At 58.2% G+C, this 12,014-nt stretch carries 12 protein-coding genes, 1 tRNA gene and 1 riboswitch; of the genes, 6 read left to right on the plus strand and 7 right to left on the minus strand.

Annotated elements, in window-relative coordinates:
- The first annotated feature begins 7 nt into the window (after nucleotides 1-7).
- Nucleotides 8-1,936 carry a 1-deoxy-D-xylulose-5-phosphate synthase gene (dxs, locus tag I9185_RS16495; protein WP_210093599.1) on the plus strand — a complete coding sequence of 643 codons (1,929 nt, stop codon included), beginning with the start codon at nucleotides 8-10 and terminating at the stop codon, nucleotides 1,934-1,936.
- Between the two features lie 62 nt (nucleotides 1,937-1,998).
- Here the strand turns inward: dxs and I9185_RS16500 are convergent.
- Nucleotides 1,999-2,074: transfer RNA gene (locus I9185_RS16500), tRNA-Thr, on the minus strand.
- A gap of 235 nt (nucleotides 2,075-2,309) precedes the next feature.
- Here I9185_RS16500 and I9185_RS16505 point away from each other — a divergent pair.
- Genes I9185_RS16505 through arsB form a run of 4 tightly spaced genes read left to right on the plus strand, consistent with a single transcriptional unit; the run spans nucleotide 2,310 to nucleotide 6,410 of the window.
- A complete protein-coding gene (locus tag I9185_RS16505) occupies nucleotides 2,310-3,137 on the plus strand; it encodes a helix-turn-helix domain-containing protein (protein ID WP_210093600.1) in 828 nt (275 codons plus the stop codon).
- On the plus strand, nucleotides 3,134-4,132 hold the full coding sequence (locus tag I9185_RS16510; protein WP_171726000.1) for an ArsJ-associated glyceraldehyde-3-phosphate dehydrogenase: 999 nt from the start codon (nucleotides 3,134-3,136) through the stop codon (nucleotides 4,130-4,132). The genes I9185_RS16505 and I9185_RS16510 overlap by 4 nt, the downstream gene beginning before the upstream one ends.
- Complete coding sequence (arsJ, locus tag I9185_RS16515) at nucleotides 4,129-5,394, plus strand: organoarsenical effux MFS transporter ArsJ (RefSeq protein ID WP_210093601.1); 1,266 nt, start codon at nucleotides 4,129-4,131, stop codon at nucleotides 5,392-5,394. The genes I9185_RS16510 and arsJ overlap by 4 nt, the downstream gene beginning before the upstream one ends.
- A complete protein-coding gene (gene arsB / locus I9185_RS16520; RefSeq protein WP_210093602.1) occupies nucleotides 5,391-6,410 on the plus strand; it encodes an ACR3 family arsenite efflux transporter in 1,020 nt (339 codons plus the stop codon). Before arsJ ends, arsB begins: the two co-directional genes overlap by 4 nt.
- Nucleotides 6,411-6,484: 74 nt before the next feature.
- On the opposite strand, the gene cobO is transcribed toward arsB, so the two are convergent.
- The 5 genes from cobO to I9185_RS16545 form a co-directional block, all read right to left on the minus strand.
- The gene (gene cobO, locus I9185_RS16525; protein WP_171638445.1) at nucleotides 6,485-7,084 is read right to left on the minus strand and encodes a cob(I)yrinic acid a,c-diamide adenosyltransferase; all 600 of its coding nucleotides are present in this window, start codon (nucleotides 7,082-7,084) and stop codon (nucleotides 6,485-6,487) included.
- A 56-nt stretch (nucleotides 7,085-7,140) separates the two neighbouring features.
- Nucleotides 7,141-8,076 carry a DMT family transporter gene (locus I9185_RS16530; RefSeq protein ID WP_210093603.1) on the minus strand — a complete coding sequence of 312 codons (936 nt, stop codon included), beginning with the start codon at nucleotides 8,074-8,076 and terminating at the stop codon, nucleotides 7,141-7,143.
- A gap of 45 nt (nucleotides 8,077-8,121) precedes the next feature.
- On the minus strand, nucleotides 8,122-8,784 hold the full coding sequence (locus I9185_RS16535; protein ID WP_210093604.1) for an HD domain-containing protein: 663 nt from the start codon (nucleotides 8,782-8,784) through the stop codon (nucleotides 8,122-8,124).
- Nucleotides 8,768-9,868 (minus strand): chorismate synthase, encoded by a 1,101-nt coding sequence (gene aroC / locus I9185_RS16540; RefSeq protein WP_209835144.1) that lies wholly within the window; start codon nucleotides 9,866-9,868, stop codon nucleotides 8,768-8,770. Before aroC ends, I9185_RS16535 begins: the two co-directional genes overlap by 17 nt.
- A 118-nt stretch (nucleotides 9,869-9,986) precedes the next feature.
- Entirely contained in the window at nucleotides 9,987-10,427 is a 441-nt protein-coding gene (locus tag I9185_RS16545) for a 6,7-dimethyl-8-ribityllumazine synthase (RefSeq protein WP_210093605.1), read from the minus strand.
- Between the two features lie 119 nt (nucleotides 10,428-10,546).
- A riboswitch (FMN riboswitch) is annotated at nucleotides 10,547-10,746 on the minus strand.
- Between the two features lie 54 nt (nucleotides 10,747-10,800).
- Between I9185_RS16545 and I9185_RS16550 the strand changes: the two genes are divergently transcribed.
- On the plus strand, nucleotides 10,801-11,412 hold the full coding sequence (locus tag I9185_RS16550; RefSeq protein ID WP_210093606.1) for an FMN-binding negative transcriptional regulator: 612 nt from the start codon (nucleotides 10,801-10,803) through the stop codon (nucleotides 11,410-11,412).
- Nucleotides 11,413-11,431: 19 nt separating this feature from the next.
- Here I9185_RS16550 and I9185_RS16555 read toward each other — a convergent pair whose 3' ends face one another.
- Nucleotides 11,432-11,878: a cytochrome C gene (locus I9185_RS16555; protein WP_210093607.1), complete on the minus strand. Its 447-nt coding sequence runs from the start codon at nucleotides 11,876-11,878 to the stop codon at nucleotides 11,432-11,434.
- Between the last annotated feature and the right edge of the window lie 136 nt (nucleotides 11,879-12,014).

Here is a 12,014-nt window from a genome sequence, read left to right on the forward strand (position 1 = left end):
GCGACACATGTCTGACCGCCCCAATACGCCCTTGCTGGATCTTGTGAACCGCCCAGCGGATCTCAAGCAGTTCTCGGACGCGCAGCTGCACCAGGTCGCACAGGAGTTGCGGGCCGAAACAATTTCGGCGGTTGCCGTGACCGGCGGGCATTTGGGGGCCGGCTTGGGTGTCGTTGAACTGACCACCGCGTTGCACGCTGTGTTTGATACGCCCCGAGACAAGATCATTTGGGATGTCGGTCATCAGTGTTATCCGCACAAAATCCTGACCGAACGACGTGATCGCATCCGCACATTGCGCATGAAGGATGGCCTCAGCGGTTTCACCAAGCGCAGCGAAAGCCCCTATGACCCATTTGGCGCTGCGCATTCCAGCACGTCGATCAGCGCTGCTTTGGGTTTTGCTGTCGCACGGGATCTGGGTGGTGTCACGCCCGAAGGGCTGGGCGACGCAATTGCGGTGATCGGCGATGGTTCGATGTCTGCGGGCATGGCCTTTGAGGCGATGAACAATGCAGGCCACCTAAAAAAGCGTCTGATCGTCATTCTGAACGACAACGAGATGAGCATCGCGCCGCCAGTTGGTGCGTTGTCCAGCTATTTATCGCGTATCTATTCCGAAGAACCGTTTCACGATCTGAAAGCTGCTGCAAAAGGCGCTGTCTCATTGCTGCCCGAGCCATTCCGGGAGGGTGCCAAGCGCGCCAAGGAGATGCTGAAAGGCATGGCGGTGGGCGGCACGCTGTTCGAAGAGCTTGGGTTTTCCTATCTCGGCCCGATAGATGGCCATGACATGGACCAGCTGCTGCCTGTTCTGCGTACGGTCAAAGCACGGGCAACCGGGCCGATTCTGATCCATGTATTGACGAAAAAAGGCAAGGGGTATGCCCCCGCCGAACAGGCCCGCGACAAAGGCCATGCCACGGCCAAGTTCGATGTGGTTACTGGGGAGCAAAAGAAGGCACCTTCAAACGCGCCCTCTTATACGTCTGTATTCGGCAAGGCGCTGGTGGATGAGGCCGCGCGTGACGACAAGATCGTTGCCGTTACTGCTGCGATGCCCGACGGAACTGGCCTCAACCTGTTCGCCGAGCGCTATCCGTCACGTTGCTTTGATGTGGCGATTGCCGAACAGCACGGCGTGACGTTTTCGGCTGCGCTTGCCGCAGGAGGAATGAAGCCGTTTTGCGCAATGTATTCGACCTTTCTGCAGCGTGGTTACGACCAGGTGGTACATGACGTGGCGATTCAGCGCCTGCCCGTACGTTTTGCAATCGACCGGGCAGGTTTGGTCGGTGCTGACGGCGCCACCCATGCGGGGTCGTTCGACATTGCCTATTTGGCCAACCTGCCCGGTATGGTCGTCATGGCTGCCGCAGACGAGGCCGAGCTGATGCATATGGTGGCGACCGCCGCCGCGCATGACGAAGGCCCCATTGCGTTCCGCTATCCGCGCGGCGAAGGTGTCGGGGTGGACTTGCCCGAACGCGGCGAGGTTCTGGAGATCGGCAAGGGCCGCGTTATCCGGGAAGGTGCGCGGGTGGCTTTGCTTTCATTCGGTACACGTCTGGCAGAGGTTCAGAAGGCGGCGGAATCCCTTTCAGCCAAAGGCATAACGCCCACGATTGCCGATGCTCGTTTTGCCAAACCTCTTGACCGTGACCTGATCCTGGATCTGGTATCCCGCCACGAGGCGTTGATCACCATAGAAGAAGGGGCCGTTGGCGGTTTTGGCAGCCATGTCGCTCAACTTTTGGCGGATGAAGGTGTATTTGATCGGGGGTTGAAATACCGCTCGATGGTTTTGCCTGATATTTTCATCGATCAAGCCAGCCCCGCGGACATGTATGTGGTGGCCGGCATGAATGCCGAGCATATCGAAGCGAAAGTTCTGGACGTTCTGGGTGTTGCCTCGATCGGAGAGAAACGCGCTTAGCGCGCCAGTCGGCAGGGCAGCGGAGGTTGCGAGGGCCGAATTCCGTTTGACCTGGATATATCTGGTGCCGCTGAAGGGACTCGAACCCCCGACCCCATCATTACGAATGACGTGCTCTACCAGCTGAGCTACAGCGGCACCTTAGGTCATATGGAACTGATTATGACCGGATGCGAAGTTTCGTTTAAACCGTCAGTCTGGCGCCTGCAAGCCCGGTCGTAACCGTTTTGACGTTGCTCAGCATGGCTGGGCCTCGAGTTGTGAACCGAAGGCCTGCGGCCAGTCTTTCAAATTGGCGCTCTGATCCGTGAATTTTTTGTGACGATGCGGAATGAAATTGACCCATCTTCTTTATTTCAATATTTCATGAAATATGATAGAAAAGATAATCGATCAGTTTACCATCCTTGGCCACCCGCAGCGCATCACCGTGTTTCGCATGTTGATGCGACGGTTTCCTGACAGGGTTCCCGCAGGCGAGCTGGCGGCGGAGCTGGATATCAAACCCAGTACCATGTCGAACTACCTGAATGCATTGCAGCGGTCGGGATTGGTGAAACAGGAACGATCCGGGACGTCTCTGCTCTATTCGATTGAAATGAAAACTGTGCAGCAGATGCTGGATTTCCTGATCATGGATTGCTGCCGTGGCCGTCCGGATATCTGCATGCCCTTTCCAAAAGACACCGCGACGAACCGAAAGGTCAATGTGCTGTTCATTTGTTCCGGCAACTCGGCCCGTTCGATTTTTGCCGAATCCTTGCTGCGACAGATCGGCGGCGACCGGTTCAACGTCTATTCGGCCGGGACGCGGCCCAGTTCAGAACTCAATCCCTTTGCGGTGCAGGTTCTGCACGACAAGGGGCACGATATCTCGGGCCTGCGGCCGAACAACCTGTCCGAGTTTTCGGCGCCGGACGCGCCCGTCATGGATTTTGTCTTTACTGTCTGCAATCAGGCCGCCAACGAGGAATGCCCGGCTTGGGAGGGTCAACCGATAAGTGGCCATTGGGGCGTGGAAGATCCGGTTAAGGCCGAAGGTACCGACGCCGAGAAAAGCCTGGCCTTTCAAACCGCCTATGGTGCACTGAAGCGCCGGATTCAGGCCTTTTCGTCATTGCCGGTCGAAAGCCTTGACCGGATCGCATTGCAATCCGCCGTCGATGAAATCGGGCGTACGCCTACCGAGGAAACGAAATGACCACCTACGCACTGAACGGCCTTGGCCGTATGGGAAAACTGGCCCTGAAGCCCTTGCTTGAAAAAGGCGCAAAGATAGCCTGGATCAACGATGCCGTCGGTGATCCCGAGATGCATGCGCATCTGCTGGAGTTCGACACCGTGCATGGGCGCTGGGACGCGGAATTCGACCATGATGCAGACAGCATCACGGTCAACGGTACCCGCCTGCCGTTCGTTGGCACAAAAGACCTGAGCGCGTTGCCGCTGGACGGTGTTGACGTGGTGATCGACTGCACCGGCGTGTTCAAGACCGAAGCGAAGCTGGCACCGTATTTTGACGCTGGGGTGAAGAAGGTTGTTGTCTCTGCTCCGGTCAAGGACGGGCCGACGGCCAATATCGTCATGGGTGTGAATGACGGAACCTACGACCCCGCGGCGCATAGGATCGTGACGGCGGCCTCGTGCACGACAAACTGTCTTGCGCCTGTCGTGAAGGTCATTCACGAAAACCTGGGCATCCGCCATGGATCGATGACGACGATTCACGACGTAACCAACACGCAGACAATTGTGGATCGGCCTGCCAAGGATCTCAGGCGCGCACGCTCGGCCCTGAACTCTTTGATCCCGACCACGACCGGGTCGGCCACGGCCATCACTCTGATCTATCCGGAACTCAAAGGTCGTTTGAACGGCCATGCGGTTCGGGTGCCATTGCTGAACGCTTCGCTGACCGATTGCGTGTTCGAGGTTGAGCGTGAAACCACGGTTGAAGAGGTCAACGCCTTCTTCAAAGCCGCTGCCGAAGGCGAACTGAAGGGCATTCTGGGCTATGAGACGCGCCCGCTGGTGTCCACCGATTACACCAATGACGAACGCTCTTCGATCGTCGATGCGCCCTCGACCATGGTTGTGAACGGGACGCAGGTGAAAATCTATGCGTGGTACGACAACGAGATGGGTTATGCGCATCGGCTGGTGGATGTCGCGCTGATGGTCGGGGCATCATTGTGACGCAACGCCCCGAAGGACTGTCGGCTTATATCGCGGTCACGGCTGCCTATTGGGCCTTCATGCTGACCGACGGGGCGCTCAGGATGTTGGTGCTGTTGCACTTTCACACACTGGGCTTTTCACCGGTGCAGCTTGCCTATCTTTTTGTGCTTTATGAAATCGCCGGGATTGTCACCAACCTGTCCGCCGGTTGGATCGCAACACGGTTCGGGCTGACCTCGACCCTCTATGCTGGGCTGGGGGTGCAGATCGTCGCGTTGCTCGCCATGACGCAGCTTAACCCGAACTGGACCGTCGCGGCTTCGGTCACTTTTGTCATGATCGTGCAAGGGGCCAGTGGAGTAGCCAAGGATCTGGCCAAGATGTCTTCAAAATCGGCGGTCAAATTGCTGGCACCCTCCGAAGGAGGCGCGTTGTTTCGATGGGTTGCGGTTCTGACGGGTTCGAAAAACGCGGTCAAAGGGCTGGGATTCCTGTTGGGTGCCGCCATGCTTGCGACGCTGGGCTTCGTTCCGGCAGTGCTTGCCATGGCCGTCGTTCTGGCGGTGATCCTGGTCGCGGTGATGCTGTTCATGCCAGCGGGCCTTCCGAAGGGACGCAAGGGCGCAAAGTTCTCTGAGGTTTTTTCAAAGTCCGCGAATGTAAACTGGTTGTCCGCGGCGCGTGTCTTCCTGTTCGGCGCGCGGGACGTCTGGTTCGTGGTCGGCATCCCGATCTATTTCTATGCTGTTCTTTCAGATGGCACCGAAGAGGGCAATCGGGCCGCGTTCTTCATGATCGGAACATTCATGGCGGTGTGGATCATCCTCTATGGCGCCGTGCAGGCCAACGCGCCAAGGATTCTTCGTGCGTCAGATCGAACCGAAGGTGATCTGATCCGTGCCGCACGCAGCTGGGCGGCGATCCTGTTCTGCGTTCCTGCGGCTCTGACACAGGCAGTTTTGCTGTCAAATGGGCCCGAGACCTGGCTGACCCTGACACTGGTCGTCGGGCTTTTGGTCTTTGGTGCGATCTTCGCGGTCAATTCATCGCTGCATTCCTATCTGATTCTTGCCTTCACCCGGTCCGAGCGTGTGACGATGGATGTCGGCTTTTACTACATGGCAAATGCGACGGGGCGGTTGGCCGGCACCGTCTTGTCTGGCCTGACCTATCAGGTCGGAGGGCTGCCCATGGTGCTGGGCACGGCGGCCGTGATGGTCGGGCTTGCCGCGCTGACCTCTGGCAAACTTACGGATCAAACGACTGAGGCGCTGTCATGAGCATTTTTGAACGGTATCTCACGATCTGGGTTGCACTTGCGATGATCGGTGGCGTCCTGATCGGGCTGGCCGCGCCGGGGCTGGTGCACCTGGTGGCAAGCGCCGAAATCGCCAGCGTCAATCTGGTGGTGGCGGTGCTGATCTGGGCAATGGTTTACCCGATGATGGTCAACGTCGATTTCGGCGCAGTCGCCGGAATCGCCCGCCAGCCACGTGGTCTGATTGTGACGCTGGTAGTGAACTGGCTGATAAAGCCTTTCACCATGGCACTGCTGGCCGTCCTGTTTTTCGACTATGTCTTCGCACCCTGGATCGCGCCCGAAGATGCCGCGCAATACACTGCCGGTCTGATCCTGCTGGGGGCCGCCCCTTGCACCGCCATGGTGTTTGTGTGGTCGCAGCTTACCAGAGGCGACGCGACTTACACGCTGGTTCAGGTCTCGGTCAATGATCTGATCATGGTCGTGGCATTTGCGCCGATCGTGGCCTTTTTGCTGGATGTCACCGACATCGAAGTGCCGTGGCAGACTTTGGTCTTGGCCACGGTCCTTTATGTGGTGCTGCCGCTTGCCGCCGGGTTGATCACCCGCCGCAGATTAGGCTCTAAACAAGCGATAGAAGCCTTTTCTTCGCGGGTGAAACTGTGGTCCGTCATGGGATTGATTGCAACCGTGGTCATCTTGTTCGGCCTGCAAGGTCAGACCATTCTGGCGAAACCTACGGTCATCGTTCTGATCGCCGTTCCCATTCTGATCCAAAGCTATGGGATTTTTGCCATTGCCTATGGCGCCGCTTATGCGCTGAAGGTTCCCCACCGGATCGCAGCGCCCTGTGCCATGATCGGGACATCGAACTTTTTTGAACTGGCCGTTGCCGTCGCAATCAGCTTGTTCGGTCTTCATTCCGGCGCGGCACTGGCGACGGTCGTGGGGGTCCTGGTCGAAGTACCGGTGATGATGTCGCTTGTGGCTTTCGCCAACCGAACATGCCAGCGTTTCCCGGAACCTGCGACATGACAGAATCGGTCAACGCAGCAGGGCGATAATCGGAACTGGCGGCTATGCACCGCCAGCCTTGCAGCAACGTTGCTTCAGAAATCCACGCCGCGCTGTGCTTTGATGCCCGCTTGGAACGGGTGTTTCTCCTCGGTCATTTCCGTGACCAGATCAGCATAGTCACGCAGCGCGTTCGGCGCGTCGCGACCAGTCAGGAATACGCTGGTCTTTTCCGAACGCGTGTTCAAACCTTCGATGACCTGTTCGACCGACAGGTATTCGTAACGCAGGGCGATGTTGATCTCGTCCAGCACAACCAGATCGTATTCGCCGCTGGACATCAGGGCGCGGGCCTTGTCAAAGGCGGCGTTGGCAGCCGCAATATCGCGTTCCCGGTCCTGTGTGTCCCAGGTAAAACCTTCGCCCATCGTATGCCATGTCACCAGATCGCGCTCTTCGAAGAAACGGCGCTCGCCGGTTTTCCACTTGCCCTTGATGAACTGCACCACAGCAACCTTCTGGCCCCAGCCCAAGGCACGAATGACCACGCCGAACGCGGCCGAGGACTTGCCCTTGCCCTTGCCGGTATTGATCAGGACCAGACCGCGGCCTGGATCCACGGCCTCGGACACTTTCTTGCGGTGCTGGGCCTGCACCTTCTGCATCTTTTCCTTGTGATCCTGCGCGTCGCTCATTTGGGAACCTCTTTGACTGTTCGGCCCAACCTAGGGAAAGATTGCAAAAGGTAAAGTCACGCTTTGGGGTCTGTAACCGACCGGGCCTTGCCGCGCTCCAGCCCCAACTGGTGTTCGCGCCAGATGACGACAACATTGCCTGCAATCACCAGCGCGGCCCCGATCAGGATTGCAAGCGTTGGCAGTTCGTCGAACCAGACATAGCCGATCACGATCGCAAAAAGCATGGTTGCATAGTCATAAGGCGCCAGCATCGAGGCCTGGCCAAACCGATAGGAAGATGTGACCAAAATCTGCGCGACGCCGCCGATCAGGCCCATCATGACTATGATCAGAGCCTGATTCCATGTGGGCATCGTCCATCCCCAGAATGCTGTCAGAGCGGACAGGAGCGTCGCGGTCATCGAGAAATAGAACACGATGGCCGCAGGGTGATCGACCTTGACCAATTGCCGGATATGGATCTGAACGAAGGCACGGGCGAGGGTTGCGCCCAACACGCATAACGCGCCGATGGTGGCGGCGAGTTCCATCTTGGTGGTGCCAATACGTGGCCATATCATGATCAGGACGCCCAGCAGACCCAAAGCCACAGCGCCGATACGGATAAGCCGAATCCGTTCGCCCAGCATGACGGCGGCCAGAATCAGGGTGAAGATCGGTGTCGCATAGCCGATGGCAGTAACTTCCGGCAGGGGCAACAGGCTGAGGCCGGTAAAGGTAAGACCCATGGCGCTTGTCCCCAGAACACCGCGCCAGAAATGGCCCATGGGTTTCTTGACCACAAAGCCTTTCGACAACTCCCCCCGCGCGATGAGCCAAAGAATGATCACGGGGATTGCGAACAGGGATCGGAAAAACACCAATTGGCCCGGCGGGAATTCATCTGAAAGTGCTTTGACCAGCGCGGACATCGACGTGAACAGGAACAAGGCGCACAGCTTCAGCGTTACGGCAAGCAGAGGTCGATGCGAAGTTAAGGGTTTTGTCATCGGCGCGAACCTGCGTCTTTGACGGGCAAAGATCAACGGGTGGATTCAGCAATTCACCCAGGATTGCGGCAAGGAACAGCCGATCTCTTCGGCGAATTCTTCAAGAAAGCGGATCATGCGAGCGGTGCGTTGTTCTGCAATCCGCCTTCCGGTTTCGGTCAACATGTCACCTGGCAGGCGCAGAAGTTTCACCTTCCAGTGGTCGAGCGAGAAATGAAGGTCATCCAGTGGCCGGGCTTGGGCAAAAGGGTCCGCCGGATCGTAAAGAGTACGCGCCAAGGCTCCGGAAACGGAAAAGTTGCGGGCGATACCGATGGCGCCTAGGGCGTCAAGGCGGTCCGCATCGCGCAGAATGCGTGCCTCGATCGTTTCAGGGGGGATATCGGCCGAAAAACTATGGGCTTCGATCGCGTGCTGGATCGCACGGACCTGATCGGCCTCAAACCCGATTTCCTTAAGAATAGGCTCTGATTCAGCTGCGGATCTGCGCGAGGCAAGATGCCGGGCGGGATCGTCCTTGGGCAGATTCACAAGATCGTGCAGGTAACTTGCGGCCAGCAGCACGGACATATCGGTTTGATCATCTGCGATGGCCCGGGCGTTGGTCCAAACACGATCCAGATGGGCCAGATCATGGGCCGGATCCGTTTCCATGCGATGTGCGACCACAGCCCGCAGGCGGGAGCGCAGATCAGCCGATCCGTCCACGGTTCTCTCCGATCTGGCCGCGATGCAAGAGCAGGTGGTCGAGGATCACGCAGGCCATCATCGCCTCTCCTACCGGGACCGCGCGAATACCAACACAAGGGTCGTGACGGCCCTTGGTGATGATCTCGGTCTCTTCGCCTGATTTGGTGATGGTTTTGCGTGTGGTCAGAATAGACGAGGTCGGCTTGACCGCAAAGCGCACGACGATGTCCTGTCCGGTTGAGATGCCGCCCAGAATCCCGCCCGCATGGTTCGAGCTGTATTGTGGGCCATTCTGGCCCATGAAAATCTCATCCGCGTTGGCCTCGCCCGTCAGTTCAGCCGCGGCCATGCCTTCGCCGATTTCGACGCCTTTCACCGCGTTGATCGACATCATCGCAGCGGCTAGATCAGTGTCTAACTTGGCATAAACCGGCGCGCCAAGCCCTGCGGGCACGCCGCGCGCCACAACTTCGACAATTGCGCCAACCGAGTTGCCGGACTTGCGCAGATCGTCCAGATAGGTGGCCCACTTCTCGGCGGCTTGCGCATCCGGTGTCCAGAACGGGTTCTGCTCGATCTGGGACCAGTCGAAATTGTCGCGCTCGATCTTATGCGGCCCGATCTGGGTCATGTATCCGGTGATCTGCACGTTGGGCGCAATCTGTTTGATCGCCTCACGCGCCAATCCACCCGCAGCAACACGTGATGCTGTTTCGCGTGCAGAACTCCGCCCGCCGCCGCGATAATCCCGGATCCCGTACTTCTGCCAATAGGTGATATCGGCGTGCCCCGGGCGGAACTTTTCCATGATATCGCCATAGTCTTTCGAGCGCTGATCGGTGTTCTCGATCATCAGTTGCACAGGCGTTCCGGTGGTCTGCCCTTCGAACACACCAGACAGGATTTTCACCTGATCGGGTTCGCGCCGCTGGGTGGTGAACTTGTTCTGCCCCGGTTTGCGCTTGTCCAGCCAGTGCTGGATCATGGTCTCGTCGATCGCGACACCCGGCGGACAGCCGTCAACAGTGGCACCCAAGGCGGGTCCATGACTTTCACCCCAGGTGGTGACACGGAATAGATGGCCAAAACTGTTCATCGACATGGGGCGGGCTCCTTTGGGATCGTGATTAGCGGGGAGCGCCGTGAGCCTCAAGGGGATTTGCGAATTGGTGCGCGCCACCTTGCGGTGGCGCGAATGAGTAGTTTTGAGAAGATGAAGATCAGGCGGCCTGCGTCAGCGCCGTTCGGGTCGCTGTGATTTTCAGCGCAGCTTGTGCGGCTTCGCGGCCTTTCTCAACAAAATGCGCGCGGTAGATGGCGTTGTGATGATCGGTTTCCTGATACTGGTGCGGCGTCAGGGAGACGGACAGGACCGGTACGCCGGTATCCATGCCGGCGCGCATCAACCCGTCCACGACGGCCTGCGCCACGAAGTCGTGCCGGTAAATGCCGCCATCCACGACAAATGCGGCGCAGGCGACAGCCGCGTAGCGGCCGGTTTGGGCCAGATCGCGGGCCAGCAGCGGCATCTCGAACGCGCCGGGAACGTCGAAAACATCGACCTGATCGGCCGGGATCAGTTCAAGAAACCCGTCCAGCGCGCGGTCGACGATGTCGGAATGCCAGTTGGCTTTGACAAAAGCATAGCGGGTGTGTGTCATCGTGATCTCCTTTCAGTTCGGTGGCCTGCTGGCGGTCGCGAAAACCTTTGCTGCCAGCCCGGCATGACACGTCACCCAAGGCGATCACGAGCAGGCGCGCCGGTTCACCGGCACGACTTGCACGTTCTCTTCCATCCGGACTTTGACCGTCGGCTCTGGCCTCTCACCAGATCTGCTGACACTCTTTCGTGGTTCCACACTTTGTCCGAATACCGGCTCCTGCCTTTCGGATCGTGGACACGGCAGAGCCGCTCGCGGGCTTACGGGTCATGGCCCGCATACCGCCGGTGGGGAATTCCACCCCGCCCTGAGAACGAGGCAGACCTTGCCAAGAACCAACCCCATCTGCAAGAGATTTGGCAGGAGGTCGCCCATGCACCCAAATCCAGCCTTCCGCGCCGAGGATCGTGCGCGTCATATTGAATTCGCCCGCGACCGGGCTTTTGGCGTTCTGGCGATTTCCGGCGACGGCGCGCCATTGATCAGTCACGTGCCCTTTCTGCTGTCTGAGGACGGTGCGGTGGTCGATCTTCATCTGGTGCGATCAAACCCGATTGCCCGTATGCTGCACGGGCCGAAAGAGGTCAGGATCGCGGTGCAGGGGCCTGATGGCTATGTCTCGCCCGACTGGTACGGTGTCGCCGATCAGGTTCCGACTTGGAACTATGTTGCCGTGCACCTGACCGGACGGCTTGAACTGCGCCCGCAGGACGAGCTGCGTGATTTGCTGGATCGACAAACGGCATTCTTTGAAGATCGACTGCTGCCCAAAGCGCCATGGGTCACCGGGAAAATGTCTGATGACGCGTTGGCCAGAATGATGCGGATGATCGTACCATGCCGGATGCAGGTAGAGGATATCCAGGGCACCTGGAAACTGGGCCAGAACAAGCCGGAGGATGCAAGAATCGCTGCTGCCGACAAAGTGCCCGGCGGATTTGGCAGTGAAACCGGTCAGCTGGCCGCCTTGATGCACAAGGCGTAACCAGCACCGGGAAACAGGATTACTCGGAACTGAAAGTTGCCAGATAGGCGGCGATATCTTCCGCGCCTTTCCTGAGCTTGACGCTCATGTTCGGGCGGGCGGTTTCGTCATCCAGATACTCTTTGATGAAACCGATGGGGTCTTTGGAATAGGCGGCAATGTTTTCTTCGGTCCAGATCAGACCTTCTTCGCCGGCACGGATCATGTCATCGGTGAACATACCGACCGGCAGGCGCTCGCTGCCGTAGCGATAGTCATTTTCGGACCCGGCGACACGTCCGACGACACCATAGAGATTCGGGCCGGTGATTCCGCCTTTGACCAGTACTTCGCCGTCCTTGATGATCGCATGACACGATGAACAGCGGTTGTACATCGCCTCGCCTTTCGTTGGATCACCTGCCGCAAGTGTTTGCGAGGACAGGGCCAATGTGAGTATCGCAGTGGCCAGGGTGATTTTTGACATTGGGGTCTCCTTGCAGGAGTTCGCGCGTTTTTGCGCTGTCCGGTATTCACGCAAAAAGTGCAACTGTGTAATTGCGCTCAATTTTCGATTTAAATCATCTATTTGGCAAATATGATTTACCCAGCAGACAATCGCT

The organism is Ruegeria sp. HKCCSP346 (assembly GCF_017872595.1).
In the GTDB taxonomy this organism is placed as follows: Bacteria; Pseudomonadota; Alphaproteobacteria; order Rhodobacterales; family Rhodobacteraceae; genus Ruegeria.

Excerpts from the sequence above, each read along its gene's own strand:
- dxs (WP_210093599.1), top strand. The coding sequence starts at position 8 with ATGTCTGACCGCCCCAATACGCCCTTGCTGGATCTTGTGAACCGCCCA.
- I9185_RS16505 (WP_210093600.1), top strand. The coding sequence starts at position 2,310 with ATGATAGAAAAGATAATCGATCAGTTTACCATCCTTGGCCACCCGCAG.
- I9185_RS16510 (WP_171726000.1), top strand. The coding sequence starts at position 3,134 with ATGACCACCTACGCACTGAACGGCCTTGGCCGTATGGGAAAACTGGCC.
- arsB (WP_210093602.1), top strand. The coding sequence starts at position 5,391 with ATGAGCATTTTTGAACGGTATCTCACGATCTGGGTTGCACTTGCGATG.
- cobO (WP_171638445.1), bottom strand. The coding sequence starts at position 7,084 with ATGAGCGACGCGCAGGATCACAAGGAAAAGATGCAGAAGGTGCAGGCC.
- I9185_RS16530 (WP_210093603.1), bottom strand. The coding sequence starts at position 8,076 with ATGACAAAACCCTTAACTTCGCATCGACCTCTGCTTGCCGTAACGCTG.
- aroC (WP_209835144.1), bottom strand. The coding sequence starts at position 9,868 with ATGTCGATGAACAGTTTTGGCCATCTATTCCGTGTCACCACCTGGGGT.
- I9185_RS16545 (WP_210093605.1), bottom strand. The coding sequence starts at position 10,427 with ATGACACACACCCGCTATGCTTTTGTCAAAGCCAACTGGCATTCCGAC.
- I9185_RS16550 (WP_210093606.1), top strand. The coding sequence starts at position 10,801 with ATGCACCCAAATCCAGCCTTCCGCGCCGAGGATCGTGCGCGTCATATT.
- I9185_RS16555 (WP_210093607.1), bottom strand. The coding sequence starts at position 11,878 with ATGTCAAAAATCACCCTGGCCACTGCGATACTCACATTGGCCCTGTCC.